Here is a 26,092-nt window from a genome sequence, read left to right as displayed (position 1 = left end):
GAGACCGAGATGCTGTTTCATGTGCGTATGGATGTGAATATCCCCCACGACCTTCCGAGCGATGAGGCTGCCGATATCCTCGCGCGCGAGAAGGCCTATTCGCAGGATCTGCAACGACAGGGCAAATGGCGCCATATCTGGCGGATCGCCGGGCAGTATTCGAACATCAGCATTTTCGACGTGGCCGACAATGAAGAGTTGCACACGCTGCTCTCGGGCCTGCCGCTGTTCAAATTCATGCAGATCGAGGTCGCGCCGCTGCTGCGCCATCCATCCGCCATCCGTGAGGATGACAGCTGAATTCGCACGGGCGAACCGCCCAAAACCACGTAAATCAAGGAGGAGAAATCATGACCGTAAAAATCTTCGACCGTCCCGACGTGCAGGAATTCCTGAACGTCCTCAGTGGACTTGACAAGGCGGACGGCAATCCGCGCATGAAGGAAATCATCCACCGGCTGGTGTCGGACCTGTTCAAGGCGATCGATGACCTGAACATCACCCCCGACGAATACTGGACCGGCATTGCCTGGCTGAACGATCTGGGTGCTGCTGGGCAGGCGGGCCTGATTTCGCCCGGCCTCGGCCTTGATCACTTCATCGATGAGCGGCTGGATGCCATCGATGAAGCGCTGGGCATCGACAACCCGACGCCGCGCACCATCGAGGGGCCGCTCTATGTCGCCGGCGCGCCGGAAGCGACCGGTTTTGCCCGTCTTGACGATGGCACCGACACCGACGGTCAGACGCTGATCATGCACGGCGTGGTCTATGGCGCCGGCAAGAAGCCTATGCCTGGCGCGAAGGTGGAGGTCTGGCACTGTGATACGCGCGGTTTCTATTCCCACTTCGACCCGACCGGCAAGCAGGCGCCGTTCAACATGCGCCGCACCATCATCGCCGACGAAAATGGCCGCTACAAGTTCCAGAGCATTCTGCCGAGCGGCTATGGCGTGCCGCCGGGCAGCCCGACCGAAAAGCTGTTGTCCGCGCTCGGCCGCCACGGCCAGCGTCCGGCGCATATCCACTTCTTCATCAGCGCCCCGGACCATCGCAAGCTGACCACCCAGATCAATATCGAGGGCGATCCGCTGATCAACGACGATTTCGCCTATGCCACCCGCGATGGTCTGATTCCGCGCGTGATCGAGCGGACCGACGAGGAAAGCATCCACGCCAATAATCTGAACGGGTCGTTCGCCGAGATCGAGTTCGACATCTATCTGACCGCTCTGGTCGATGGCGCCGACAATCAGGTCAACGAAATGCGCAAGCGCGCCGAAGGCTGAGCAAAGCCTTGCCGCCGCCCGGCTTCGTGTCGGGCGGCGCAGATTACAAGACGGCGACCCGGCACAAGGGTACGCCGTATCTTTATGAAAAACAGGGAGGAAGAAAATCAATGGAGACATTGCTGAAGCAACTTGGCCGGATTCCCGGTGCGCTTATGATCGTGCCGCTATTCCTGGGGGCGGTGGTCGCCAGCGTAGCGCCTCAGGCGCTTGAAATCGGCAGCTTCACCACCGCGTTGTTCAAAAGCGGAACGGCTGTGCTGATCGGACTGTTCTTCGTCTGCGTAGGCTCTCAGATCGACCTACGCGCGGCGTTGCCCGCCGTGGAGAAGGGTATGGTTCTGCTGCTTGCGAAGTTTGGCATCGCCGTTGCGGTCGGTCTGTCGGTGGCGTTCGCAATGCCCAACGGCACCCTGTGGGGAATGCTGCCGCTTGCGATCATCGCCGCAATGTCGAATTCGAACGGCTCGCTGTTCGTGGCGCTGACCAGCGAGTTCGGGAATTCAAGCGACAAGGGCGCAATTTCGGTGCTGTCGATCAATGATGGTCCCTTCCTGACGATGATCGCGCTGGGCGTGGCGGGGCTGGCTGCCTTTCCTGCGCTGGCTTTGTTCGCTGCCATCTTCCCGATGATTTTCGGCTTCGTTCTGGGCAATACCAGCCCCACCGCAAAGGCCTTTCTTGGTCCGGGGGAGAAGTTGATCATACCATTTGCGGCCTTCGCCATCGGCGCGGGCATCAAATTCGACGTTTTGTTGACCTCGGGCGCCATCGGCATTCTGCTGGGCCTCATGACGGTGCTTCTGTCCGGTGGGGCTGCTGTTCTTTGTCTGTGGCTGTGGCATGTTCTGCGCGGTCATCCGCGCAAGACGCGCAACCTGATTGCGGGGGCGGCCGAGGCCAGCACGGCCGGCAATGCCATCGCAACGCCCGCCGCCCTTGCGACCATCGATCCGTCCATTCTGCCATTTCAGGAAATGGCAACGGCCCAGATCGCCACGGCCGTGGTCTGCACGGCTTTCACCATGCCCTTTGTGGTGGCCTGGCTTGCGGGCTGGCAACGCCGCAATGGTATCACGCCCGAGGCCGAGCAGACTCTGTATGAAGGACACAGCGCGAGAACCGAGGCTGCAATGGTCAACAGCTGAAAGGCGGAGATTGAAGGCGCGCCCTGACGGAGGGCGCGCCTTCACCACCGAAGAAAGAGGGAAACGATGACACGTTTCAAGGGCAAGCGCGCGGTGATCACCGGCGCCGGACAAGGGATTGGCCGGCGTGTTGCCGAGCGCATGGCGGCCGAAGGCGCGAATCTGGTTCTGGTTGACCGCTCCACGACGCGCGACGAGGTGGTTGCGGCCATCACCGCGGCTGGCGGCAATGCCACCGCCTTCGGCGCCGATCTGGAGACCTGGGCCGGCTGTGCAGACGCCCTGAATTTCGCGGCCCGGACCTTGGGCGGGATCGATATCCTGGTCAACAATGTGGGCGGCACCATCTGGGCGCAACCCTATGAACATTATAGACCGCAACAGATCGAAGCCGAGGTTCGCCGGTCTCTGTTTCCCACGCTTTATTGTTGCCGGGCGGCCCTTGATCACATGCTGCCCGCAGGTAGCGGCGTGATCGTGAATGTCAGTTCCATCGCGACGCGCGGACTGAACCGGGTGCCCTATGCCGCGGCCAAGGGCGGTGTGAACGCAATAACCGCCAGTCTTGCCTGGGAAGTTGCCGAGCGTGGCATCCGCGTGGTCGCTACTGCCCCCGGCGGAACTGAGGCGCCGCCACGTCCGGTACCGCGCAACCCGAACGCTGCGCAGGACCAGCGCGAGGATTGGTATCGAACCATCGTCGATCAGACGGTACAGTCCAGCCTGATGAAGCGTTATGGTACGCTCGATGAACAGGCGGGAGCGATCCTGTTTCTGGCATCGGACGATGCGTCTTACATCACAGGCGTTACCCTGCCCGTAGGAGGTGGGGATCTGGGCTGATGGAAGGCCGGGACCTGTCGCCATACCTGACCACGAATTCGGAGTTGTGCCATGCCCTATCTCGACCTGCCTTCCCATCGCCTGCACTACCGCGTCGACGGTTCGACGGGGCCGTGGCTGGTATTCTGCAATTCCCTCGGCACAGAACTGACCATGTGGGATGCGCAGGTTGCCGGATTGGAGGACCGTTTCCGCATTCTGCGCTATGACCGGCGCGGCCATGGCGGATCGGGCGCGCCGGGCGGCCCTTACACGATGGGTGATCTCGGGGGCGATGTGCTGGCGCTGATGGATGCGCTCGAGATCGGGCGGGCGCATTTCTGCGGGCTTTCAATCGGCGGGCTGACCGGGCAATGGCTGGCGCTGAATGCGCCGGAGCGCTTCGACCGCCTAGCGCTATGCGCGACCGCTGCCCGGATCGGGAGCGCGGAGAGCTGGAGAGACCGCATTGAAGCCGTCCGGGCCAACGGTCTGGCCGGCATGACCGATGCCACCCGGGAGCGCTGGTTCACGCCGGAATTTGCGGCGCAGAACCCCGCCATCGTCGACGCGATCCTTGACCGCTTTGCCGCGACCAGCGCCGAGGGCTATGCCGGCTGCTGCGCCGCGCTCGCGCGAGCGGATTTCCGGGATACGCTGGACAGGATTTCCAATCCCGTGCTCGCCATCGCAGGCGCCGATGATGCCGTCTGTCCGCCGACAGATCTCGCGATGATCGCCGACACGGTTCAGGACGGGGCGCTCCGCGTCCTGCCCGGCCGTCACATCGTCAACGTGGAATCCGCAACGGCATTCAACACGGCGCTCATCGCATTCCTGTCGCAGGACCACCCGTGTAATAATGCCGAATATGCCCTCTGAACCGATGAAAAGCTGCTTCAAATCCAACCCAGCATTGTCTTTTGAGAGTTTGCCGAGATGCGATATGACCCTGCCGTCGGGTAAAACAGCTTCCAGGCCAAGCACATGCTTGCGTGTCATGCCATGGCGTAAAACACGAATGCCGCCGGCATTGGTCGCCACGGTTCCGCCAATCGTGGCGGTTCCGCGTGAACCGATATCAACTGGATATTCCAGGCCATATTCAAGCGCTGCCGCCTGAACCGTTTGCAATGGTGTGCCGGCCCAGGCTGTCAGTGTCATGGCTTGGCTGTCTACTTCGATAATGCCGTTCAATAATTCGGTGGAGATTATAACGCTGTCTTGTGTCGCGCAGGCACCTGCTGAAAGACCGGTGCGCCCGCCCTGGGGGTATCATGGCAACGTTTTCTTCTGCGCAGGCTCTGACCACGCTCGAAAGCGTCTCAATGTCGCTCGGCCGAACCACTGCGAGAGGCCGCACGCCCTTGAAGCCTACCGTACACGACAGACTGGCTGAGGACGTCATGATATGCTGAATTGAAAGGTTCATGACCAAAAGGATCTTCGATGTTTTCAGCTTGTCATGCCGCCCTCATGGGGACGTTAGAGCGTGTGCGTTGAACGCGGAATCGTTTTGAGGCTTCCCCTTGCTGGCGAATTCCGATTCCATCGCGCCGACTGGTGATTTGGTCGGAGGCAATATGACCCGGGCTTTCAGCGATGATCTGCGTAGCCGTGTTCTGGCTGCGTCACGGGATGGGATGTCGGCACGCTCAGCAGCGGCCCGATTTGGGATTGGCATTTCAACGGCCGTCGCCTGGATTGCGCGTGCGCGCGCTGGTCGGTTGACGCCTGCGAAACAGGGTCGGCGCGGCGGTTCACGCCTGGATGTCCAAGAGGACTTCATCATCAGCATGATCGAAGAGGAAAACGACATCACGCTCAACGAGATGGTTCTGCGATTGCGTGAGGAGAGAGCCGTATCGATCGGCCGCAGCGCGCTTGATGTCTGGCTGCGAAAGCGTGGCTGGACTTTCAAAAAAGACCGCACATGCTCTGGAGCAGGAGCGCCCCGACCTTCTGAAGCGTCGCCGTGACTGGTTCGACGGCCAACTCGACCTCGATCCGGCGCGGCTCGTCTTCATCGATGAAACCGGCCTGAGCATGAAAATGTCTCGGCTTCGCGGACGAGCCATTTGTGGAGAGCTATGCCGCTCCCCGATCCCACACGGGCACTGGAAGACGACGACATTCACCGGAGCGCTCAGGCTCTCGGGCATGACAGCGCCCATGGTCCTCGACGGTGCGATGAACGGAGTTGCGTTCCAGGCCTATGTCGAACAGGTTCTCATTCCAACCTTGGCACCAGGCGACATCGTCATCATGGACAACCTGCCTGCACACAAGGTGGAAGGAGTGCGTCACGCAATCGAAGGTGCGGGATGCCGGTTGCTCTACCTTCCTCCCTACAGTCCAGACTTCAATCCCATCGAGAAGGCTTTTGCAAAGCTCAAGGCTGTCTTGCGCGCCAAAGCCGAGCGAACGGTCGAGGGCTTATGGAGCACGATCGGCCAGATCGTCACACTGTTCGAACCGCAGGAATGTGCCAACTACTGCAAATCCTGCGGATATGACCCCGAGTAAAGTGGATGGGCTTTAGATTCAATTGAGGTGGTGCGCGGTTCTGACGATCGTTCTCGTTCTGACCATCGCCGCGGGCTTTCTCCTTTGGCGGCTGGCCGACCATGACCTCGACCGACGCAACAGCGAGAGCTTTGACTTCGTATCCGCGGGCGTGCCCGTGTCGGGGACGCTCTGGCTTCCCGACGGGGCGCCAAGGGCAGCCGTTGTCCTCGTGCATGGCGATGGTGCCCAGGATCGCACGTCGGCCGGCGGATACGCTCCGCTGATCAACGCCATGCTCGACCGAGGCATCGCCGTGGCGTCGTGGGACAAGCCGGGCGTCGGTTCGTCTGAGGGAAACTGGCTGCACCAGACCATGGAAGAACGTGCGGACGAAACGCGCGTGGCGCTTCAGCGCCTGGCCCGGCGGCTCGATGGCCTTGCACACGGGGCTCTCGGCTTCTCGCAGGCTGGCTGGGTGCTGCCGCGTCTTTCATCGGACGACGCGGATTTCATCGTGCTGATCGGAGCGGCCGCGTCCTGGCAGGATCAAGGGGATTACTACATGCGCACACGGCTTGCGCGCGAGGGGTTAGATCCGCAGGCGGTCGATCTGGCGATTGCCGATCAGAGCCTCGAAGACGAGCGCATCTTCGGGCCGGATGCGGCCAATGCGCCCGCCGGGATGTCCGCGGATCGCTGGCAGTTCATCAGGATCAACCGATACGCCGATGCGCGCGCTGCGCTTGCCCGGCTCGATCTGCCATTGCTTGCCATCTGGGGCGCGGATGACCTGAATGTCGATCCCGCGCGCAATGCGGTAATTTTTCGCGAGCTGATGGCCGGGCGGAATGACCATGCCGAGATCATCATCTGGCCTGAGGCCACGCACGGCCTTCTGAAGTCATCCGCCTACAACTGGCAGCCGACCGATGACTGGTCCTGGTTTGCAATTATGCGTTTTGTCCTCGAGGGCCGTCACGCCTATGCGCCCGGTGCGCTTGACACGGTAACCGAATGGATCCTGGCCAGAGGCAAAGTCGGAGCGTCGGTGCGGCAACACTCATGAGAAACCATCCCAGGGGATGAAAGGTTGCCGGCTATTGCACCGTGACCAACACGAACCCGGTCAGTTGCAAGCGCCATCTTTGAGCAGCATCGCCTCGATGTCATCGAGTTGCGATTGCAGATCGACGCTGTCCTCCGCCCCCCAGATCCGCAGCGTCACCAGCCCCTCCACGGCCAGAAACGCGGTTCGGGCCGCACGCGCCTCCTGGGTGTCGCCCATTTTCGACAGGATCGACCGGTACCAGTTCGCGGTCTCCATGCGGTTTTGAGGGTTTTGCATGTAGGCGATCATGAGCCCCGCCAGCTTGGCATCGATGGTCCCCTGCGAGGTGCGCATGGCGGCGATGTAGCTGCGCACAAAGCCGATCGGCCCCACGCTCTCGATGTCGGCTACAAGGGCATCGAACTGGGTGGTCCAACGATCGACCAGCCCTTTGACCAGTTCATCCTTCGACGAAAATGAATATTGAACGCCGCCTTTCGATATGCCCGCAGCTTTTGCCAGGGCATCGATCGTCAGCGCCTGTGGCCCCTCGATGTTCACGATGTCTTCGGCGATCGTCAAAAGCCCGTCCCGGCTGATCGTCGGCTTTCTTCCCATCGTCTTTCCTTTAACAAGCGAAGTTCAATATTGAAATCCATACGTATGTATTTATATGGAGCACGTCAAATTATCATCCAGGTGTTCCGATGTCTGCCCCTCTCCGTGATCCGAAGCGATGGCTCGTCCTCGTCGCCGTGACGCTCGCCTTCCTCCCCGTCGTCATCGACATGACCGTGCTCCACGTCGTGATCCCGACACTGACCCAGTCGCTTGGCGCCTCCGGCACGGAAGTGCTCTGGATCATCGACATCTATCCGCTCCTCATGGCGGGCCTGCTGGTGCCGATGGGCACGCTGGCCGACCGGGTGGGAAACAGGAAGGTGCTATTGTCGGGCCTTGCGATCTTCGCCGTCGCATCGGTTGTGGCCGCCTTTTCGACAAGCGCGCCGATGCTGATCGGAGCGCGCATCCTGCTTGCGTTCGGCGGCTCTATGATCGTGCCCTGTGTGCTGGGCATCATTCGCCGCAGCTTCGAGGATGCCGACGAGCGTGCGCTCGCGCTCGGGTTATGGGGAACGATCGGATCGGCGGGCGCCGCCCTTGGCCCGCTGGTCGGCGGTGGTCTTCTGCAGCATTTCTGGTGGGGTTCGGTGTTCCTCATCAACGTTCCGCTCATGCTGGTGGTCGCTCCGGCATGCTATTTCCTTTTGCCAAGAAAGGAAGCGACAACGCCCGGCAAATGGGCTTTCGGCCAGGCGCTGCTGCTGATCGCCGGCATGATTTCGCTTGTCTACGCCATCAAGGCGGGCTTTGGCGGCAGCAAGCCGCTCGCGGTCATTCTCCCGATCATGGCATTCGGCATCGCGATGCTGACGCTTTTCATACGCGCGCAGCTTCGCTCGGACAATCCGATGCTCGACCTGTCGCTGTTTTCCCGTCCCGCGATTGTGGCCGGCATCATCATGGCGCTCGTTGCCACCGGCGCGCTTTCCGGCGTCGAGCTGACGCTCGCCCAGGAACTGCAATATGTCATCGGCAAGACGCCGCTCGAAGCGGGCATTTTCATGCTTCCGATCATGGTCGCGGCCGCGATCGGCGGCCCCGTCGCCGGCTGGCTGTCGAACACGTTCGGGCTGCGCCGGGTGGCGACGCTGTCGCTGCTGCTCGCCGCCGGTTCGCTGGCCTATCTCGGCAGCGCCGATTTCCGCTTTCCGGGCTTCGATGTCCCGGCTGCGCTCGCCGTTGCCGGCCTCACCCTCAGCATCGGGCTGACGGCGTCATCGATCGCCATCATGGGATCTGTGGAGCCTGAAAAAGGCGGTGCGGCAGGCTCGCTCGAGGGCACTGGTTATGAACTTGGTTCCGGGCTCGGCATCACACTCTTCGGCGTGTTCATGGCGAACGTCTTCGGCCGGGCGATCGAGATACCGCCGGATCTGGCATTGCCGCTGGCCGAACAGGCCAGCCGTTCGATCGGCGACACCTATCTTGTGGCCAGCCAGTTGCCGGGCGAACAGGGCGCGGCCCTGATCGCCGCCGGCAAGGCTGCGTTCAGCGCGGCCCATGTCACATTGCTGTCCGTGGCGTCTGCCGTGATCGCGGCCCTTGCCATCACCGTCTACATGCTGTTGGCCCGGTATCGCCCGATCGGACGCGCCAGCCACTGATCGCGCGCGGCAGGAACGGTCCCGCCAGCCCGGTCGCCGAAGCGACGACCATGAGCAGCATGACCGCCGCGATCCGCTTCCGATAGGGGGCGAACAACGCCAGCACGCGCCGCATGGACACATGCTGCGCGGCAAGGCCGTCATAATCATCGGGCTCATCGAGATGATCGGACATTGGTATTCTCACAAAGAAACGGGCCGGGAAACAGGCTGCTCCCGGCGCGGCAGCCGGAATTCGACGGAAAGCCCGGTGTTGTGGGAGGGCAGGATCAGCGCATCGCCGCCATGCGCCTGCGCAATCGCCCTGACGATGGGCAAACCCAAGCCGGAGCCGCCTCTGGCCCGCCCCCGCGAATCGTCCGCGCGCCAGAACCGCTCGAAGGCGCGCACGCGGTTTTCGTCGGCAAGCCCGGGGCCGGTATCAGTGCAACGGAAGAAGATGTGCTCTCCGGCGCGGCCGGTCTCCACGAGCACGGTGGTTTGCGGCGCATAGCGGCAGCAGTTTTCGAGGAGCGCGACAAAAGCCTGACGCAATCGCGAGCGGTCGGCATGGGTGACCACGCTCTCCAACTGCCGTTTGATGGTGATCCCGGCCATGGCGAGCGGCTCCTCGAGCGAGGTCAGCGCCGCCTCGGCCTCCTGCGCAAGATCAAGATCCGAGACTTGCAGATCGAGCTGGCCGGCATTGCCCAGCGCCAGCGTTCCGAGCTCTTCCACGATGGCCGACAGATCATCGACATGCTCGATCAGCCGGCCATAAAGCGCCGGACTGGGGTCAAAGGCGCCATCCAGCAGGCCCTGCAAGCGCCCGCGCAAAATGGTCAAAGGGGTCCTGAGCTCATGCGCGATCGCCGAGTTCGAGTATTGCAATTCGGCCTCGGCGCGCTGCAACCGCTCCGCCATCTGGTTGAAGTCGCCGACCAGATCGCCGGCCTCGCCGAAATTGCCGCGGCGCAACGAGGCGCGCGCCGAAAAATCGCCCTCCGCGACCTGGCGCGCGGCCTCGGCAACCGATTTCAGCGGCGCGACAATCCGCCTTGCGAGAAACCAGCCCAGCAATGAGGCCGACGATATGCCGATGCCGAGCAGCAAGCCCAGGGTCACGACGTCACCGGTGCGCAGGAAATCCTCGTCGGTGAACTCCGGATAGAGCCAATCATAGATGAAGAAGAAATAGGCGATCAGTCCGAAATAGACGACGGCGAAGGCAAGCAGCGTCAATGCGATCATCGCCCGGACGATCTGGGAATTCAGTTTTCCAGCCACGGGTCTAGCCATGAGCCCAACCATCCGCCCAACCATCCGCATTGTCCAGCCGGTAGCCGACGCCGCGCACGCCGGTCAGCAATCCGCCCGCACCGGCGGCAGTCAGCTTGCGGCGCAGATTGCTGACATGGCTGTCCACGGTCCGGTCGAGCGCCTCGCCTTCCGGCAGGCAGGCATCGACCAGTTCCGAGCGCTCGAACGCCCGGCCTGGGCTCGCGGCCATATGGGCGAGAATGCGGAATTCGGTCCGCGTCAGGTCGAGCGTCACCGGTCCGGCCAGGGTTTCGACCGCCGCGCGATAGGCCTGCGGATCCACGGCCAGCGGCCCGACGCGCAGCACCTGCTCGCCACCGCCGCGCCCCATGGTCCGGCGCAGCACGGCTTTGGCGCGGGCCACGACCTCAAGCGGGTTGAACGGTTTGACGACATAATCGTCGGCGCCGATGCGCAACGCCTGCAGCTTGTCGAGATCCTCCGCCAGCGCCGTGACCATGATCACCGGCGTGTCGCCGCGCCGCCGGATCGCCGCCAGCACCTCGTAACCGTCCTGCCCCGGCAACTTGATGTCGAGCACCACCAGATCAGGCCTGAGGCGCAGATGATGGGCAAGCCCGACAATCCCATCGCCGGCGGCGATGACCCGGAAGCCCTCGCGCGCCATGTAGGTCCCGATGATTTCAGCGATCTCGGGTTCGTCTTCGATAATCAGGATCAGAGCATTGTTCATGGCCATGTCTTCGATCTTTGAAACACCCTCTCCGGATGTTCACGCGGCTGGATCCGTGCTTTTCTTCGGGACCTTTTCCCGCGATTTGCGCGTCGTCAGTCGACTGACTGTAACGTAGAGCACCGGCACGAAGAAAACCGCAAGCACGGTCGCCGACAACATCCCCCCAAACACGCCGGTTCCGATTGCGTTCTGGATTTCGGAGCCGGGGCCGTGCGCGATCATCAATGGCACGACACCGAGGATGAAAGCCAGCGAAGTCATCACGATCGGCCTGAGCCGCAACCGGGAAGCCTGCAGCACCGCCCGATGAAGGCTCATTCCGTCATTCCTCAGGTGTCGCGCATATTCGACCAGCAGAATAGCGTTCTTGGCGGAAAGCCCGATGATGGTAATCAGCCCCACCTTGAAGAACACGTCATTCTCCAGACCGCGCGCCAGCACCGCCAGCACCGCGCCGAGCACGCCGAGCGGCACGACAAGCATCACCGAGAGCGGGATCGACCAGCTTTCATAGAGTGCGGCAAGCACGAGGAACACGACCAGCATCGAGGCCGCCAGCAGCATTGGCGCCTGCGCGGCGGATTGTCTTTCCTGCAGGGATTGGCCGGTCCACTCCAGCGCGAAGCCCTTCGGCAATTGTTGCGCCAGACGCTCCATCTCCGTCATCGCCGCGCCGCTCGAGACGCCCCGCGCCGCCGAACCCGAGATATTGGCAGCCGGGTAACCGTTGTAGCGCTCCAGTTGCAGGGGCGTCGTTTCCCAGACGGGCTCGACGACCTCAGACAGGGCGACCATGCCGCCATCGATATTGCGCACCTTCAGACGCAGCACATCCTCGACATGCATCCTTGCGGGCGCGTCGGCCTGCACGACCACCTGCTGAAGCTGGCCCTTGTTGGGAAAGTCGTTGACATAGCTCGATCCGATCGCCGTCGAAATCATGTCGCTGATGGCCGAGAACGGCACGCCAAGCGCCAGCGCCTTCTGACGATCGATCCTGAGGGCGATGCTCTGGCCATCGGGTAGCCCATCCGCCATCACGCCGGTCACCAGCCTGCTTCCGGATGCCAGCGCGATCAACTGGTCCTCGGCCGCCTTCAGCGCTTCCGGGCCGGAATTGGCCCGGTCCTCCAGCCGCAGTACGAAGCCGGAGGTGGTGCCGAGCGATTCGATCGCCGGCGGCTTCATGATCATCGCCATGCCTTCGGGAATATCCGCCATCGCGGCTTCCGCCGCCGCGATCTCCGCGTTCACCGTGGTCTTGCGCTCGCCCCAATCCTTCAGGCTGGTGAAGGCCTGGGCGGCATTGGGACCGGAGCCGGAAAAGCCGAAGCCCAGGATCACGGTGCTCTCGACGATATCGGGCCGGGTCGCGGTATAGGCCTCATAGGTCGAGACGACCGCGCGCGTCCGTTCGGCGGTGGCGCCGGCCGGCAGCTCGAACATCGCCATGAAGTTTCCCTGGTCCTCTTCCGGCACGAACGACGTCGCCACCCGCGCATAGCCGACGCCGAGCACCACCAGCAACACGACATAGATGACCAGCATCCGCCCGCCGCGCCGCAACACCCAGCCGACGCCCCCGGTATAACGCGCGGTCAGGCTATCGAACTTTCTGTTGAACCACCCGAAGAATCCGCTTCTGGCTTGGCCTTGCCCGGGTTTAAGGATCGTGGCGCAGAGTGCCGGCGTCAGAGTCAGCGCGAGGAAGGCAGAAAACAGGATCGAAACCGACATCGACAGGGTGAACTGGCGATAGATCGCGCCGACGGAACCGGCGGCCATGCCCATCGGTATGAAGACGGCGGCAAGCACCAGCGTGATGCCGACGATCGCGCCTGAAATCTCGCGCATGGCCTGGCGAGTGGCGTCGCGCGGCGACAGCCCCTGCCGCGACATGATCCGTTCGACATTCTCGACGACGACGATGGCGTCATCGACGATGATGCCGATGGCGAGCACCATGCCGAACATCGTCAGCACATTGATCGAATAGCCGGCCGCCATCATCACCGCGAACGTGCCCAGCAGCGCGATCGGCGCAACGATGGTCGGGATCAGCGTATAGCGGATGTTCTGCAGAAACAGCAGGATCACCAGAAAGACCAGCACCATCGCCTCGACCAGGGTCTGGACGACCTTGGTGATCGACACCTTCACGAAGGGCGCGGTATTGTAGGAGATCGCGATCGCCATATCCTTCGGCATTGACGGTCGCAGTTCGGCCAGACGCTTTTCGATCGCGGCGGCGGTGCTGACGGCGTTTGCGCCGGGCCGCATCTGGATCGCGGCAGCGGCGGCCGGCTTGCCATTGCTGCTGACGCTGAAAGCCAGCGTCTGGGCGCCGAGTTCCACCCGCGCCACATCCGATAGCAGAAGGCGCGCGCCGTCAGCCTGCGACCTGAGCGGTATCGCCGCGAATTCCTCCGGCGTGTTCAACTGGCCATGCACGGTCAGCGGCGTCGAGATCATCGTCCCCGGAACCGTCGGCTCGTCGCCGACCCGGCCGGGCGAAACCTGCGCGTTTTCGCGCGTGATCGCTTCCGTCACGTCGGCCATGGTGAGGTTGTAAGCAGAAAGCTTCGCCGGATCGACCCAGACGCGCATGGCGCGCTCGGACCCGAACTGCTGGAGACGACCGACGCCGGGAAGGCGCTTCAGCTCCTCGCTCAGATTGCGGGTCAGGTAGTCGCCAAGAGCCAGTTCGTCGGTCTCGCCGCTGAGCGACTTCAGCGTGATGACCATCAGAAACCCGGATTCAGCGGCCTCGACGCTGACGCCGCCGCGACGGACCGCCGCCGGAAGACGCGGTTCGGCATTCTTCAGGCGGTTCTGCACATCCACCTGCGCCAGTTCCGGATTGGTACCGGGCTTGAACGTCACCGTGATGTTGGCGCCGCCGGTCGAGTCGGCGGTGGATTCGTAATAGAGCACGTTCTTGACGCTCGAGAGTTCCTTCTCGATGGGCGTCACCACGCTGTCATTGACGGTTTGCACGGTCGCGCCGGTATAGGTCGCGAAGATGCTGATGCTCGGCGGCGCAATGTCCGGAAAGCGCGCCACCGGAAGCTTCGGAATGGCGACAAGTCCAGCCAGTGCTATGAAGATCGCAATCACCCAGGCAAAGACCGGGCGGTCGATGAAGAATTGTGGCATGATCTCTGACCTTTAATGCTTGCCGGCCGCCGGTGCGGCTTCTTGTGAGGCGGTAACCGGGCTGACGCGCGTCCCGTCCTGCACGCGATCCTGACCGCGAATGACGATTGTCTCGCCGGCCTTCAGGCCTGACGTGACGACAAGACGTCCGCCGATGACGTCGCCCAGAACCACGTCGCGCCGCTCGGCCCGCCCGTCGACGGTCACCACCACGATCTGCGCCTCGCCGGCGCCGTTGCGCACGATCGCCTCTTCCGGCACCAGCAGCGCATCGGGAAGAACACCGCGCGGCAGTCGCGCACGAACATACATGCCGGGCAGAAGCCTGAGACCGGGGTTCTCCACCTCGACCCGAACCATGGCATTGCCGGTTCCCGGATCGACTGTGACGTCCGAGAGCACCACCCTGCCTGGACGGGGATGCGGCTTGCCGTCCGCGTCCAGAATCTCGACCGGGCCCAGGCCCTCGTCGGCGGCAGACTGCAACCCATCGAGCTTCGTTGCGGGCAGGCGCAGATCGACATAGACGCGGTCCAGTTCCTGCACCACGGCAAGCTCCGTCTGGCTGGAGGCAAGAGCGCCTTCGTCGGCCAGCGTGCGCCCGACATAGCCCTTGATCGGCGACCTTATGGTCGCGAAATCAAGGTCCAGCTTTCGGCGGTGAGCGACCGCTTGGGCCTCGGCAAGGTTCGCCTCTGCCATGGTCAGCTCGTTGCGGGCGTCTTCGTAATTCTTGCGGCTCGTCACGTTTTCCGCCACAAGCGCTTCGGCACGCGCCAACCCTTGCCGCGCATGCGCCAGCGCCCCTTCGGCACGCGTCACCCCTGCCCGCGCGGTTTCGAGATCGGCCTGAAGCAGGGCCGGGTCGATTTCGAAAAGGACCTGTCCGGCCTCGACCTCGGTCCCGCCTTCGGCATACCGCTTCTTGATGATGCCGCTCACCTGCGGCCGGATCTCGACCCGCCGATAGGCCGCCACGCGCCCGGGAAGCTCCTCGATCAGGACGATGCGCTCCAGTGCAAGCGTCAGGGTGGTGACCTGCGCGGGAGCCTGCGTATAAGAGGATGCGCCTTCCGGTTCCGTAACCGCACCGCCTCGGGAAATCAGGAACAATGAGAGGGCGATTACGCAAACGATGAAGGCGATGAGCGAAAAGCGGTGCGGCATGACAGGCGTCCGGATTGATGTATTTCGTCCGCAACTGACACGCGCCCTTCTATAGTCGGTCGAGAAATGATGGAGATTTGGTGGAGATTGTCGATCTGCGCTTGAAACAGCCCTTTCTCCAAGGCTGTGGTCAGCAGAGCGTTTGCGTCGCGATCGCGATCTACGGGGGAACGCCAACGACATCGTAGTGATCACCCGGCGTGCGCATGGTCTGCGCACGGCTCATGGAACAGAATGACGACCGCCGCGCCCTCCGGGGGGCTCAAGCGTGTGCCCAGGTGGCCGACCTTGGCTCCGCCGCGTGGCCGGATTTTAGTCCGTTAACGCGAATGGCGTTTTCTTCCACGCGGCGAAATACCAGAGGCTGTTTCCGGCTCGCTTGGGGATGTTGAAGGCAATGCGTTGCGGGGCGACGAACGTTTGGTGGTTCGGGAAATACCGCCTGTCGATCCTGCCTTTGATTGCGAATTTAATATCATGAGCTTCGAGCCTGGCGCGTCGCTTGCCTATGTCGAAACCCATTTCATGGAACATGGCCTTCTGATCCTTGATGGCGGCGGTGTTTATAGACTGGACAAAGATGGGTATCCGGTGACCGTCGGCGATGCGATCTGGATGGACCCGCATGTGCCGCAATGGTTTGGCGCGCTGGGGCGCAATCCGTCCCGCTATCTCATTTATAAGAACTATAACCGCTCACCACTGGATCCGCGTTGAAACGGGATTATCCGCCATACAGCGCAAAAAAAGCGCCTTGATGCCCCCGTTAAAGGCAAGTGACGAGGTGCTGGGCGTACGCCCCGCAATGCGGCAGCATGAAAGCGGTTTGCGGTCAATGGCGACATCGGTGATTTCGATGAAGGTGATCTGCTCGGTTTTGCGTTGCAGGAAGCGGCCAATGACCATGCTGACACCCATGCCATTTTCTACCATCTGCCTGAGCAGGGCGAACGAATTGGTGGTCATGCTGGGCCGGACATCGACACCGGAGCGGATGAAGGCATCATGAAGCATCTGATGCAACGTCAAAGACGGGTTAGGAAAGATGAACTTTTCACCAGCGACCTCCTCCAGCTTGACATGGCGTCGCTTGGCCAGAGGGTGGTTATTGGGTGTAATCAGGTAGGTGCGGCGTTCCAGGGTCGCCAGAATTTCAAACTCTTCTGCAAAGGGAATATTGTAGCCAAGCCCGACCTCAATATCCCCTTCGCGCAGCCGGGCCAGCATATCAGGCGTATTCTCCACCATGATCGTGTATTTTAGATTGGGGTAATTGCGGTGCAGACTATCCAAAACGCCTGGCAGCAGGTCTGTCGCAAGCACCTCATTGACCCCAAGGCGAAGATGGCCGCGCTGAATGCCATGCAGTTCCTGCAATTCTTCGCGCGCCACGACCAGCTCATTGATGACCGAGGTGCAACGACGCAGCAAAATTTCGCCGGCTTCCGTCAGTTCAAGTCCCACCCGGTCACGGTCACGAATGAAGAGCCCAACGCCCAGCGTTTCTTCAAGATTTTTGATCTGTTTGCTCACGGCAGACGGCGCGATATTCATCTTGTTTGCGGCTGCGCGAAAGGAACCTCCGCAGGCAACCTCGACAAAATGCCGGAGATTGGGAAGGCGGGAGAGAACCGCGCTGCCGGCCATGATCATCCCCTCAAAAGCGGGATACGCAACAATACGAAAAGCAAGTTAGACGGAGTTCCAACGGGGCAACAGCAAGAAGAGAAAAATAGCCTGATTACAAAGCTTTCCGGTATTCTCGCACCAGCCGGGCTCTTCATGGAGCCTGAGGATCTGGAGCGTTTTTCCAGTGATCAGTCTGGCTTCAAGCACCGTACACGACTCCATTGGATTAATTGCATTGGATAGGTCGCCTTGGGGCTTTTTCGATCCAGGCGTGGATTGCGCGCTCAGGATTGTTGATGATCCCTCGCCTGAGGGCGTCAAGGCCGACCCGGAACCATGACCTTTCCCGCCGGCCATGGGGCTTTCGGGCGATGGCTTTCATGGCCATTGTGCGTGTGGCGCACCGATAGGCCCATGTGATGGCGAGGGTGACGAGCAGGCAGTCGAGCTTCTCGGCGGCCCTGAGGCGGGTGTCCCCGAGGTTGAGTCCGCGCGTCTTGGCATCGGCGAACAGGCATTCGATGCTCCAGCGCCTGCGATAGAGGTTGAGGGCCTGCTTTGCCTCCTGCCGGTTTGTGGCAATGATCCGCCAACACCCTCAGGCTCTCTTGACTATGCTGTATTGCTCGACGGGTTGCCTCTATCGTAGTGGCGCTGCCATGCAGAACTTGTCCCATAGTGCTTCCTTCCATGCCATGGAAAAGATCGCACCATCAAATCTCGGGATCAAACACCTAGTTGCAACCTGATGAATTGCCTTCGACAGAGCCTTGTCGGAAATCCGCGCCTTCTTTGCCGCCTTAAGAGGCCGAGCCGGAAATATTCGCACGCTGGAAAAACGACATAAAGAGTGCCGCCGCCGCCGTTTCCGCGCTTTTCGGGTCACGGATGATGGCGATAGGGCGCGGCGCTATCGGATGAAGTTCGCGCAGCACGATCCTCGGATCATTCCGGAACGGCCGGCAGGCCAGTTCCGACAGCACGCTCACCCCCAGCCCATGGCCAACCATCCCTATCGTTGTCGGCACGAACGAACACTCGATCATGCTCTCGCCTTCTTCGATACGCAGTGTCTTCTGCACCATCGCGCGCGTGTTTGACCCCGCCGCGCCGCCAATGAAAGCCTCATTGCGCAGACAATCCCAGGTGAGGTCCTTGTCGTCTGCCAGAGGATGGTTCACGGGGATGACGGCGATAAAGCGGTCTTCATAGACGGTCACCTGCTCAATATCCGACATGGTTTCATCATGAGCGCCAATGCCGATATCGGCCTGGCCGGTGCGCACCAGCGCGACAACTTCTGCATTCAGCGCGTCGCGGACCGAGATCCTGATATCGGGATAGGTCGATTTGAACGCCGCCAGAGTCGGAGCCAGGATGTGGTCGACCGCTGATGGCAGGGTCGCGATCGAGATATGTCCCATGCGCCCTGCCGCAAGGTCACGCAGCCGCGTTGTGGCGCTTTTGACCTCGCCCAGGATCCGGCGCGCTTCCGGCAGGAGTAGAAGACCTGCCGCTGTCGGACGCGCGCGCCGCGCGCTTCGATCCAGCAACCGCAGTTCAACCAACTCTTCCGCCTGCTGGATCGTCGTGCTGAGCGCTGGTTGCGTCACCCCCAGCACAGCGGCGGCAGATGTGATCGATCCGCAGTCACAGACCGTGACAAAGGCTCTCAGATGCTTGGTCGACAAATCGCGCATACATAAGAAAAACATATGTCAGAATAAAATCAAACAATTTTATTTATCGAACCGTTGCGGTGATGATGGCTTCGGAGATGAACATCAGGGAGGATCATATGTTCACCAGATTTCGGGCCGTTGCGACGGCTGTGCTTCTTGTCGCGCCCTTGGCTTCACCGGCGGTTGCGGAAACGCAGCTGAACATGGGCGGGTCCACCAACACGTCGTCCTTCTATCCCTATTACAGCGCGCTTGCGAACGGGATCAGCGCCAATGACGACACGCTGAACGTCACCGTGGTGAGCGCGGGCGGGTTTGCCGCAAACTCCGTGCTGTTGCAGGAAGGCGATCTTGACTTCGGCGGCATATCCCCCGACATCATCGCTGATGCCGAGGAGGAGGGCTATGACGGGTTTCGCGTGCTGTGGTGGACGCTTCCCGCAATCCAGAACCTGATGGCCACCAAGGCCAGCGGCATCACGAACGTCGCGGAATTCGACGGAGAGTGCTTTCACCCCGGCACCAACGGCTCATCGCAGCAGAAGAACATGATGCGTATCCTGAAGGTGCTGGACATTCGTCCCGACCTCTACATGTCCGACAGCGGCGATGCGATCGACGCCATCAAGAACGGTCGCTGCGATGGCCTGATGATGGCCACCCAGGCGCCGCGGCTCGACAGTGCGTCGGCGGAACTGAACCTCACGCGGCCGCTGCAGCCGCTCGGCTATACGGACGACCAGATCGCCGAAATCCGCGAGGCCCTGCCCTGGATGGGGTTTTACGAAATGCCGGCGGGCGTGGTGGAGGGTTCGGAGCCCTACACCGTGCACGCGGTCTGGATCGGCTTTACCGCGACCGATCGCATGGATGAGGATACGGCCTACCGTCTGGTGAAAGGCATGCTCGAATCCCTGCCGCTTCAGCGGTCCGCCCTTCCGGCCATTGCGGACGTCGATATCGCGCAGCAGACGCTCGATGTCGCGGAACAGCCTCTTCATGCGGGAGCCGTGAGGGCTTATCGCGAAGCTGGCTATACCGTGCCTGATCGTCTGCTGCCGCCAGAGATGAAATAGGTCGTCGTGATGTGCCTTCGCCGGTAGGCGAGGGCGCTCGTCACTCCAGTATACGGAAATCGTCATGACATCAGATACCCCTGGGCGGGGCGCGACGCGTCTGCGCACGCTCCTGATTTTCGTCCTGTCTTCGCTGCTCGTGGGCATCACCGCCTGGGGCGCGGTGTTTGGACAACTGCCGAACCTCCAGCATCGCGCAATTGTTCTGTCCCTCGTGGCGGGGCTGGCGGTCCTGGTGACCCCGGCCGGACGCGGCTGGGCCGCAAGAGGCCTCGATGCGGTCATGCTGGGCGTCGTTCTGGTGGCCAGCTTCTGGGTGTACGTCAACTACTGGGACATCATGATGAACCCGGTGGCCAGACGGCCCGAGGCGATCATTCTGGGCCTGGCTCTGGTCGCGGCGATCCTGGAGCTGTCGCGGCGCGCGATCGGCTGGACCTTTGCCATACTGATCGCCATTTTCGCGGCCTATGCCCTGTTCGGGGACCTGTTGCCCGGGCGGATCGGTCATGGCGGCGTCAGCCTGCGGATGCTGACCTCGATGCTGTATCTGTCCACGGACGGCATCTGGGGCCAGGTCTTCAATATCTATGCCAGCTTCCTCATCCTGTTCATTCTGTTTTCCGCGCTGATGATGGCGACGGGCGCCGGCGAGACGATGATGGATATCGCCAAACTGGCCGGCGGACGCCTGCGCGGCGGCCCGGCCAAGATCTCGGTGATCTCCTCGGCGATGATCGGGTCGATGACCGGCTCTTCGGTAACCAATGTCGCGATGACCGGCACATTCACCATTCCAATGATGAAGCGGATGGGATACCGCCCCGAAGTTGCCGGCGCGATCGAGGCCACCGCTTCGTCCGGCGGGCAGATCACGCCGCCCCTCATGGGCGCCGGCCTGTTCCTGATGGCCGAGTTCCTCAACGTTCCCGTCAGTCACATGATGGCGGTGGCGCTGATGCCGGCATTGCTTTTCTACGCCGGCGTTCTGGCATCGGTTCATTTCGAAAGCCTGCGCGAAGGCGTCGGCGCCCTTCCGGCGGAAGAAATGCCCGACGCTACCCGCCTTCGCCGTCCTTCCGTTTGGCTGCCGTTGGCCGCACCCTTCGTCGTGCTGTTGGCCATGCTGTTGCTGGGCTATTCCGTCGCTCTTTCGATCCTGTCCGCCTGTGTCGTTCTGGCGGGTCTGCATCTGCTGTTCGATCCCGAAAACCGCGGCTTTCTCGCACGGTTGCGGGACCTCGCCTCGGCATTGGTGGAAGCCGCCGGCCCGCTGGTGATGCTGGGCGCGTTGTGTGCCGCGGCTGGAATTCTGATCGGCGTGATCGGTTTTGTGGGCATCGGGGTGAAGTTCGGCGACGCCATGCTCGGGCTGGCAGGAGGCCACCTTTTTCCGGCATTGATCCTGGCTGGGGTCGTGGCCATCGTGATCGGAATGGGCATGCCCACCACCGCCGCCTACGTCCTTGCCGCCTCCACCATCCTGACCTCGTTTGATATGCTCGGCGTGCCGGCCCTGAACGCGAACATGTTCGTGTTCTACTTCGCCACACTCTCGGCGATCACGCCGCCGGTCTGTACCGCCGTCTTCGTGGCCGCTGGCCTGGCAAACGCCTCCTGGTGGGCGACTGCGGTTCAGACCGTGCGGTTTGCGGTTATCAAGTACCTTCTGCCGTTCCTGTTCATCTTCCGTCCGGAAACCCTTCTCCAGGGCACACCGCTGGATGTCGCGGTCACGCTTGCCGCATGTCTTGCGGGAACAGTCGCCCTGTCCGCCGGTTTCTCGGGCTGGCTGGTCGGTCCGCTTCACAAGTGGGCAAGGGCTGTGACCGTGGTTGCCGGGGTGCTGCTGCTGTGGCCGACGCTGGCGGTAAACCTGGCAGGGCTTGTTCTGGTCGGGGTCGTCATTCTGGTGACCAGACGCGGCCGCGTGACATCGCTGATTGCCGACAATGCAGGAGCTGCCAAGTGAAGGACATTTTTGCAGACCTGCGTGAGGAACCGCTACCGGGCGGCGGGCGGCTCTGGCGCAGCCGCGACCTCCACGCAGGGCAGCCCTCCATCCTGTTTGTGCATGGCGCCTATCATGGCGCGTGGTGTTTCGGCGGATGGCTGAATGCACTCGCCGGAAAGGGCGTTGGCGTGGCGGCGGTCGACCTGCCGGGCCACGGCGGTTTGCCGCAGCCCGCAGACTATGCCCGACGCGGGATATCCGACTACGCGCGGTGCGTGCAGGAGGCTGCCACCCGTTTGAACGGCCCTCTGGTGGCGCTCGGGCATTCGCTCGGGGCCTTGGTTCTGACGAAGGCCGCGGAAACGGTCGACTTTGAAGCATTGTGCCTTGTTGCGCCTTCTCCCGCTGGCAACCTGCCCGGCGTGGCATCCGTTTCGCCCGTGCCCGCTGACGTGGCGAAACAGCCGCCGGCGCTGGCCGACTATCGCGCGGTCTATCTTGCGGGTTCTGATGTCGCGGAAAAGTGGCATGGGCATCTGGTTGCCGAAAGTCCGCGGGCGCTGAACGAACGCTACGGCCTGAAGATCTCGGTCCAGCCGAGGATTCGGCGCGGCATCGTCATCGAGGCGGGGCAGGAAGACGCGGCCCGTCATCCGCCGGGCCAGGACAAGGCGCTCGCCGCGTTTTACGGCTATCGCTACATTCTGCTGCCCGATGCGGCGCATTGCATGATGCTGCAACATCCTGGATCGGACTCATACCGGGTTTTCGAAAACTGGGCTCTGGAGGAACTGGGGCGGCTTACGCAAGCTGAAGGGATATAGCCGCGCATGTCCGCGCGCGTCGACGGAGCGGAGGCTTCACCGCTCGCTGAAAGGCAGGGTGATCCTGACCTCGGTGCCCTTCGCATTCGGCATGATCCCGATCGTTCCGCCATGACGCAGAACGACATCTTGAACGATAGCGAGCCCGAGGCCGCTGCCGGAGCCGGGTTCGATCTGGCCGAAACGCCTGAAAGCGATATCCGCCAGTTCCGGGGGGAGCCCCTTGCCGTCGTCCATAACCTTGAGCACAGCATTCGCCCCCTCGCGTTCGGTCTGAACGGTGATCGCGCTGAGCCGCGCGCCGCCGTGCTGAAGCGCGTTGTCGACGAGGTTTTTCACGGCCTCGCTCAAAAGGGTCTCGTCGGCCTGGACAACCAGCGCCCCGGGCGCGGCGTCGAGACTGAAAGCCAGATCACGGGACAGGATTTCCGGAGCCACGGCCTCGCATGCTTCTTTCACGATGACATTGAGGTCGCGCGGGTTCATCTGGGCCGGTGCGTCGTAGCGCAGGCGCTCAAGGGAGAGAAGCTGTTCGGCCAGACGCGCGGATTTGCGCGCGGCCATCACGAGTTCGGATTGAAGCTGGGCGCGATCTTCCTCGGTCCTGGCGTCCCTGAGCGCCTCGGCCAGGGACAGAAGAGCGGAGGCCGGATTGCGAAGCTGGTGGGCCGCATCCGAGATGAAGGCCTGGTGGTTCTCGATGCTTTGCTCGACCTGGCCGAGAAGCCTGTTCAACGTGGCGACAATGCCGGAGACCTCTTCCGGAACCGGCCTGCGGATACGGCGGAGATCTTCGGGCGAGCGCAGGGCGATGGCCTCCTGCAGCCCCCTGAGCGGCTTCAGGCCGATCTGGACGCCGAACCAGACCACAACCGCCAGCGCTACCATGAGAGCGGCCATGAGCGCGGCGGCACGGAGGGCCAGGGTGATCGCAAAGGCCCTGCGATCGCTTGCCCGCTGCCATATTGTCACGACCGTTTCGCCAGTCAGATTGCCGATGGTCGTGGTCTCCGACATCCGCAACACCCGCACCGGTTCGCCGCGATAATTGGCCATGTAATAGGTCGGCCCCTCATCGGAGGGCTTCGTTTCCGGGACAGGCGGATAGGCATATCCGGTCACGTAAATGCCGCCCGGGCCGGTGACATGGTAGAATATCTCGCCGCCGCCGGCATCGGAAATGATGCTGCGGGAGCGCTGCGATATGGCATCGCCTTCCGAAATCGCGACGTCGCGGGCAATCGCCAGGCCGGCGGCGAGAAGGGTGCGGTCAAACAGCTCTTCGGCTGTTCTTTTTGCGGCTTCGAACCGCCAGAGACCGAGAAGGCAGGAGACGCACAGAAGCGGTACAAGAATGAGAAGGAATAGCCGCGTGCGCAGCGATAGCGACTTCTTCATGCTGCGTCGACTTCGAGCATGTAACCCAGGCCGCGGGCGGATTTGATATGGATTCCGTATTCCTCGATCCGTCGGCGGAGCCTCGATATATGCGGCTCGATCGCGTTTTCGGCGACATCCGCGCCGGTGCCATAGACGTGCGAAAACAGATGGGATTTCGACACGATCCGTCCCCGCCGTTCCAGCAGACACTCCAGGATGGCGATTTCCTTGCGCGGGACATTCAGCACCCGGGTCTCAAACGACAATTGCCGGCTGGCGCGGTCGAAGACGAGTTTCCCGAGCGTTTCCTGCTCCGAGAAGACCAGGTTGCGTCGGCGCGCCACGGCGCGCACGCGCGCTTCAAGTTCATCCATATCGAACGGTTTCGTCAGATAGTCGTCGGCCCCGGCGTCGAGTCCGGCCACGCGTTCCTTGGTTTCGCCATGCGCGGTCAGCAAAATGACGGGCGTGCCATCTTCGCGCCGCCGGAGGGCGCGCAGGACATCGATACCGTTCATAGACGGCAGATCGATGTCGAGGACAATCAGGTCGGCCCCTTCCTGTGTCAGGAACGCATACGCTTCCTCGCCATCGTGCAGAAGGTCCACGGAATGTCCACGGCTTCGCAATCGGTGGGCAATCCCGTTGGCCAGAGACAGGTTGTCTTCCACGATCGCGATTCGCATGGACATGAATTTGTCACGAGGCGCAAGGTTTGCGCAAGGTTGGCTTGGCAACGTGCGTTCGTCGGAGGAGGGACGTGTTCCCTTATTGAAATTTTCGAATGCGCGCAGGCCCTACCTGCGGCACACTAGGTCCTAGGGAGGAACCAATGACCATTACGCAATTTGCGACTTCGGTAGCCGTGGCAGCTCTGGTGGCATCGCCAGCCGCCGCAGAGGTGGATCTCAGCGGCAAGACGGTTGAATGGGTGATCCCGTTTTCCGAAACCGGCGGCTCGGCAAAATGGGCGAACTTTTTTGCGCCGATGCTTTCCGAAGAACTGCCGGGCAACCCCACGGTTGTCGTCAAGTTCATGCCCGGCGCGGGCTCGACCAAGGGCGCGAACTGGTTTCAGGAGCAGGAATACGAAGACGGCACGCTCCTCTTCGGCACATCCGGTTCGACCCAGTTCCCCTATCTGCTCGATGATCCGCGGGTACGCTACGAATATTCCGACTGGGTGCCGGTGATGGCGTCCGGCACGGGCGGCGTGGCCTATATCAACCCGAAGGACGGCGAGAAGTTCGACGGTTCAGCCAATGCGCTGAAAGATATCAATTTCATCTATGGTTCGCAGGGCGCGACCCGGCTCGATCTGGTGCCGCTCTTGGCATGGCAGATGCTGGGGATGAATGTCGAGCCTGTATTCGGGATCAAGGGGCGCGGTGACGGCCGGCTGATGTTCGAGCGCGGCGAAGCCACGATCGACTATCAGACCTCCTCGAGCTATCTCGGCGCCTCGTCCGACTTGGTGGCCCAGGGCAAGGCCGTGCCGATGATGACCTGGGGCGCGCTCGACGAAGAGGGCAATATCGTCCGTGACCCAACCTTCCCCGACATTCCGACCTTCAAGGAAGTCTGCGAAGCCACCGAAGGCTGTGAAACCAGCGGCGACGCCTGGGATGCGTGGAAGGCATTCTTCGTTTCGGGCTTCCCGGTGCAGAAGATTGCCTTCCTGCCGGCAGGCACGCCCGATGAGGTGGCGCAGACCTATGCCGATGCCTTCGATGCCGTGCGCAAGCGTGACGACTTCGCCACAATTTCCGCGAAGGAAATCGGCAAGTACGAGATCTTCGTCGGTCCGAACGCCAAGAAGGCCACCGAGGCTGGAACCACCGTTTCGCCTCAGGCGAAGGAATACGTCAAGAACTGGCTTCAGCAGGCCTACGGCGTCTCGCTGAAATAGGTCCTCCCCGGAAAGGCCGGCTCGCTTCCTTCGGGACGGGCCGGCCTTGATGGTCCGCCGAAAATGCTTTCTGCGACCGCGGTGGTTGAAGACCATGGAAGGACGGCCGCTCCTGCGGCGCAGATCGTGACGGCGAGGCCATCGCGAGCAGGCCGCCGACCGGTTCGTCCGAACTCAGCCGTCTCAGAAATCGAGCCCGTTTACCGGTCGCAAAACCGCCTGACGCGTTGTCGGGCGGCGGGCAGGGGACGGGACCTAAACGCAATTCGAAGAGGC

The 26,092-nt window shown here is 62.1% G+C and carries 24 protein-coding genes and 1 pseudogene; 13 read left to right on the top strand and 12 right to left on the bottom strand.

Annotated features, from left to right (window positions below):
• The first annotated feature begins 9 nt into the window (after positions 1 to 9).
• The 5 genes from catC (at position 10) to pcaD (ending at position 4,141) form a co-directional block, all read left to right on the top strand.
• Positions 10 to 300 carry a muconolactone Delta-isomerase gene (gene catC / locus HQ843_RS00330; RefSeq protein WP_180900339.1) on the top strand — a complete coding sequence of 97 codons (291 nt, stop codon included), beginning with the start codon at positions 10 to 12 and terminating at the stop codon, positions 298 to 300.
• Between the two features lie 50 nt (positions 301 to 350).
• Entirely contained in the window at positions 351 to 1,289 is a 939-nt protein-coding gene (gene catA, locus HQ843_RS00325; RefSeq protein ID WP_180900340.1) for a catechol 1,2-dioxygenase, read from the top strand.
• A gap of 110 nt (positions 1,290 to 1,399) precedes the next feature.
• On the top strand, positions 1,400 to 2,437 hold the full coding sequence (locus tag HQ843_RS00320; RefSeq protein ID WP_180900341.1) for a 2-keto-3-deoxygluconate permease: 1,038 nt from the start codon (positions 1,400 to 1,402) through the stop codon (positions 2,435 to 2,437).
• A gap of 66 nt (positions 2,438 to 2,503) precedes the next feature.
• The gene (benD, locus tag HQ843_RS00315) at positions 2,504 to 3,280 is read left to right on the top strand and encodes a benzoate diol dehydrogenase BenD (RefSeq protein WP_180900342.1); all 777 of its coding nucleotides are present in this window, start codon (positions 2,504 to 2,506) and stop codon (positions 3,278 to 3,280) included.
• Between the two features lie 51 nt (positions 3,281 to 3,331).
• Complete coding sequence (pcaD, locus tag HQ843_RS00310) at positions 3,332 to 4,141, top strand: 3-oxoadipate enol-lactonase (RefSeq protein WP_180900343.1); 810 nt, start codon at positions 3,332 to 3,334, stop codon at positions 4,139 to 4,141.
• 75 nt (positions 4,142 to 4,216) lie between these two features.
• Here pcaD and HQ843_RS29880 read toward each other — a convergent pair.
• Positions 4,217 to 4,519: pseudogene (locus tag HQ843_RS29880) on the bottom strand (FAD-binding oxidoreductase); the annotation flags it as partial.
• A gap of 323 nt (positions 4,520 to 4,842) precedes the next feature.
• Here HQ843_RS29880 and HQ843_RS00300 point away from each other — a divergent pair.
• Both HQ843_RS00300 and HQ843_RS00295 read left to right on the top strand, forming a co-directional pair.
• Positions 4,843 to 5,785 (top strand): IS630 family transposase gene (locus HQ843_RS00300; RefSeq protein WP_180902015.1). Its coding sequence is split into 2 segments (ribosomal slippage): positions 4,843 to 5,180 and positions 5,179 to 5,785, totalling 945 coding nucleotides; the frame shifts between segments, so codons are not numbered across the junction.
• A 22-nt stretch (positions 5,786 to 5,807) separates the two neighbouring features.
• Positions 5,808 to 6,833, top strand: a complete 1,026-nt coding sequence (locus tag HQ843_RS00295; protein ID WP_180900344.1) for an alpha/beta hydrolase family protein — start codon at positions 5,808 to 5,810, stop codon at positions 6,831 to 6,833.
• Between the two features lie 60 nt (positions 6,834 to 6,893).
• Here HQ843_RS00295 and HQ843_RS00290 read toward each other — a convergent pair whose 3' ends face one another.
• Complete coding sequence (locus tag HQ843_RS00290) at positions 6,894 to 7,397, bottom strand: TetR/AcrR family transcriptional regulator (protein ID WP_246710236.1); 504 nt, start codon at positions 7,395 to 7,397, stop codon at positions 6,894 to 6,896.
• Positions 7,398 to 7,522: 125 nt separating this feature from the next.
• On the opposite strand from HQ843_RS00290, the gene HQ843_RS00285 reads away from it, so the two are divergent.
• Positions 7,523 to 9,043, top strand: coding sequence for an MFS transporter (locus HQ843_RS00285; RefSeq protein ID WP_180900346.1), 1,521 nt, complete (start codon positions 7,523 to 7,525; stop codon positions 9,041 to 9,043).
• Here the strand turns inward: HQ843_RS00285 and HQ843_RS00280 are convergent.
• Genes HQ843_RS00280 through HQ843_RS00260 form a run of 5 tightly spaced genes read right to left on the bottom strand, consistent with a single transcriptional unit; the run spans position 8,988 to position 15,362 of the window.
• Positions 8,988 to 9,218: a hypothetical protein gene (locus HQ843_RS00280; protein WP_180900347.1), complete on the bottom strand. Its 231-nt coding sequence runs from the start codon at positions 9,216 to 9,218 to the stop codon at positions 8,988 to 8,990. The two genes, HQ843_RS00285 and HQ843_RS00280, sit on opposite strands and share 56 nt — an antisense overlap.
• An 8-nt stretch (positions 9,219 to 9,226) precedes the next feature.
• Positions 9,227 to 10,321 (bottom strand): ATP-binding protein, encoded by a 1,095-nt coding sequence (locus HQ843_RS00275; protein ID WP_246710235.1) that lies wholly within the window; start codon positions 10,319 to 10,321, stop codon positions 9,227 to 9,229.
• Positions 10,314 to 11,036: a response regulator gene (locus HQ843_RS00270; RefSeq protein ID WP_180900348.1), complete on the bottom strand. Its 723-nt coding sequence runs from the start codon at positions 11,034 to 11,036 to the stop codon at positions 10,314 to 10,316. The genes HQ843_RS00275 and HQ843_RS00270 overlap by 8 nt, the downstream gene beginning before the upstream one ends.
• A gap of 39 nt (positions 11,037 to 11,075) precedes the next feature.
• Positions 11,076 to 14,195 (bottom strand): multidrug efflux RND transporter permease subunit, encoded by a 3,120-nt coding sequence (locus HQ843_RS00265; RefSeq protein ID WP_180900349.1) that lies wholly within the window; start codon positions 14,193 to 14,195, stop codon positions 11,076 to 11,078.
• Positions 14,196 to 14,207: 12 nt separating this feature from the next.
• Complete coding sequence (locus tag HQ843_RS00260; RefSeq protein WP_180900350.1) at positions 14,208 to 15,362, bottom strand: efflux RND transporter periplasmic adaptor subunit; 1,155 nt, start codon at positions 15,360 to 15,362, stop codon at positions 14,208 to 14,210.
• A 402-nt stretch (positions 15,363 to 15,764) separates the two neighbouring features.
• Here HQ843_RS00260 and HQ843_RS00255 point away from each other — a divergent pair, with 402 nt between their 5' ends.
• On the top strand, positions 15,765 to 16,079 hold the full coding sequence (locus tag HQ843_RS00255) for a cupin domain-containing protein (RefSeq protein ID WP_210275275.1): 315 nt from the start codon (positions 15,765 to 15,767) through the stop codon (positions 16,077 to 16,079).
• On the opposite strand, the gene HQ843_RS00250 is transcribed toward HQ843_RS00255, so the two are convergent.
• From HQ843_RS00250 to HQ843_RS00240, 3 genes are all read right to left on the bottom strand, one after another.
• Complete coding sequence (locus HQ843_RS00250) at positions 16,059 to 17,009, bottom strand: LysR family transcriptional regulator (RefSeq protein WP_180900351.1); 951 nt, start codon at positions 17,007 to 17,009, stop codon at positions 16,059 to 16,061. The two genes, HQ843_RS00255 and HQ843_RS00250, sit on opposite strands and share 21 nt — an antisense overlap.
• A 208-nt stretch (positions 17,010 to 17,217) precedes the next feature.
• Positions 17,218 to 17,574, bottom strand: coding sequence for a transposase (locus tag HQ843_RS29875; protein WP_371824625.1), 357 nt, complete (start codon positions 17,572 to 17,574; stop codon positions 17,218 to 17,220).
• A 217-nt stretch (positions 17,575 to 17,791) separates the two neighbouring features.
• Positions 17,792 to 18,691 (bottom strand): LysR family transcriptional regulator, encoded by a 900-nt coding sequence (locus HQ843_RS00240; protein ID WP_180900352.1) that lies wholly within the window; start codon positions 18,689 to 18,691, stop codon positions 17,792 to 17,794.
• A gap of 98 nt (positions 18,692 to 18,789) precedes the next feature.
• Between HQ843_RS00240 and HQ843_RS00235 the strand changes: the two genes are divergently transcribed.
• The 3 genes from HQ843_RS00235 to HQ843_RS00225 all read left to right on the top strand — a co-directional run bounded on the left by HQ843_RS00235 (position 18,790) and on the right by HQ843_RS00225 (position 22,527).
• Positions 18,790 to 19,749 (top strand): TAXI family TRAP transporter solute-binding subunit, encoded by a 960-nt coding sequence (locus HQ843_RS00235; protein ID WP_180900353.1) that lies wholly within the window; start codon positions 18,790 to 18,792, stop codon positions 19,747 to 19,749.
• Between the two features lie 64 nt (positions 19,750 to 19,813).
• Positions 19,814 to 21,721, top strand: a complete 1,908-nt coding sequence (locus tag HQ843_RS00230) for a TRAP transporter permease (protein ID WP_180900354.1) — start codon at positions 19,814 to 19,816, stop codon at positions 21,719 to 21,721.
• Complete coding sequence (locus tag HQ843_RS00225; protein ID WP_180900355.1) at positions 21,718 to 22,527, top strand: alpha/beta hydrolase; 810 nt, start codon at positions 21,718 to 21,720, stop codon at positions 22,525 to 22,527. The genes HQ843_RS00230 and HQ843_RS00225 overlap by 4 nt, the downstream gene beginning before the upstream one ends.
• A gap of 36 nt (positions 22,528 to 22,563) precedes the next feature.
• Here the strand turns inward: HQ843_RS00225 and HQ843_RS00220 are convergent, their stop codons facing one another.
• Complete coding sequence (locus HQ843_RS00220; protein WP_180900356.1) at positions 22,564 to 23,925, bottom strand: sensor histidine kinase; 1,362 nt, start codon at positions 23,923 to 23,925, stop codon at positions 22,564 to 22,566.
• On the bottom strand, positions 23,922 to 24,599 hold the full coding sequence (locus HQ843_RS00215) for a response regulator transcription factor (RefSeq protein ID WP_210275276.1): 678 nt from the start codon (positions 24,597 to 24,599) through the stop codon (positions 23,922 to 23,924). The genes HQ843_RS00220 and HQ843_RS00215 overlap by 4 nt, the downstream gene beginning before the upstream one ends.
• Positions 24,600 to 24,739: 140 nt before the next feature.
• Here HQ843_RS00215 and HQ843_RS00210 point away from each other — a divergent pair, with 140 nt between their 5' ends.
• Positions 24,740 to 25,816, top strand: coding sequence for a type 2 periplasmic-binding domain-containing protein (locus HQ843_RS00210; RefSeq protein WP_180900357.1), 1,077 nt, complete (start codon positions 24,740 to 24,742; stop codon positions 25,814 to 25,816).
• Positions 25,817 to 26,092: the final 276 nt, after the last annotated feature.

This window comes from Martelella sp. NC20, from assembly GCF_013459645.1.
Taxonomy (GTDB): Bacteria; Pseudomonadota; Alphaproteobacteria; order Rhizobiales; family Rhizobiaceae; genus Martelella.
Note: the sequence above shows the minus strand (reverse complement) of the source record. Positions and strands in the feature narration are given on the sequence as shown.

What these genes read in the sequence shown, in the direction of transcription:
- HQ843_RS00210 (WP_180900357.1), top strand. Translation starts at nt 24,740, where the DNA reads ATGACCATTACGCAATTTGCGACTTCGGTAGCCGTGGCAGCTCTGGTG.
- HQ843_RS00250 (WP_180900351.1), bottom strand. Translation starts at nt 17,009, where the DNA reads ATGGCCGGCAGCGCGGTTCTCTCCCGCCTTCCCAATCTCCGGCATTTT.
- HQ843_RS00320 (WP_180900341.1), top strand. Translation starts at nt 1,400, where the DNA reads ATGGAGACATTGCTGAAGCAACTTGGCCGGATTCCCGGTGCGCTTATG.
- HQ843_RS00285 (WP_180900346.1), top strand. Translation starts at nt 7,523, where the DNA reads ATGTCTGCCCCTCTCCGTGATCCGAAGCGATGGCTCGTCCTCGTCGCC.
- catA (WP_180900340.1), top strand. Translation starts at nt 351, where the DNA reads ATGACCGTAAAAATCTTCGACCGTCCCGACGTGCAGGAATTCCTGAAC.
- HQ843_RS00240 (WP_180900352.1), bottom strand. Translation starts at nt 18,691, where the DNA reads ATGCGCGATTTGTCGACCAAGCATCTGAGAGCCTTTGTCACGGTCTGT.
- pcaD (WP_180900343.1), top strand. Translation starts at nt 3,332, where the DNA reads ATGCCCTATCTCGACCTGCCTTCCCATCGCCTGCACTACCGCGTCGAC.
- HQ843_RS00260 (WP_180900350.1), bottom strand. Translation starts at nt 15,362, where the DNA reads ATGCCGCACCGCTTTTCGCTCATCGCCTTCATCGTTTGCGTAATCGCC.
- HQ843_RS00265 (WP_180900349.1), bottom strand. Translation starts at nt 14,195, where the DNA reads ATGCCACAATTCTTCATCGACCGCCCGGTCTTTGCCTGGGTGATTGCG.
- catC (WP_180900339.1), top strand. Translation starts at nt 10, where the DNA reads ATGCTGTTTCATGTGCGTATGGATGTGAATATCCCCCACGACCTTCCG.
- HQ843_RS00270 (WP_180900348.1), bottom strand. Translation starts at nt 11,036, where the DNA reads ATGAACAATGCTCTGATCCTGATTATCGAAGACGAACCCGAGATCGCT.
- HQ843_RS00220 (WP_180900356.1), bottom strand. Translation starts at nt 23,925, where the DNA reads ATGAAGAAGTCGCTATCGCTGCGCACGCGGCTATTCCTTCTCATTCTT.
- HQ843_RS00280 (WP_180900347.1), bottom strand. Translation starts at nt 9,218, where the DNA reads ATGTCCGATCATCTCGATGAGCCCGATGATTATGACGGCCTTGCCGCG.
- HQ843_RS00230 (WP_180900354.1), top strand. Translation starts at nt 19,814, where the DNA reads ATGACATCAGATACCCCTGGGCGGGGCGCGACGCGTCTGCGCACGCTC.
- HQ843_RS00235 (WP_180900353.1), top strand. Translation starts at nt 18,790, where the DNA reads ATGTTCACCAGATTTCGGGCCGTTGCGACGGCTGTGCTTCTTGTCGCG.
- HQ843_RS00275 (WP_246710235.1), bottom strand. Translation starts at nt 10,321, where the DNA reads ATGGCTAGACCCGTGGCTGGAAAACTGAATTCCCAGATCGTCCGGGCG.
- HQ843_RS00215 (WP_210275276.1), bottom strand. Translation starts at nt 24,599, where the DNA reads ATGTCCATGCGAATCGCGATCGTGGAAGACAACCTGTCTCTGGCCAAC.
- benD (WP_180900342.1), top strand. Translation starts at nt 2,504, where the DNA reads ATGACACGTTTCAAGGGCAAGCGCGCGGTGATCACCGGCGCCGGACAA.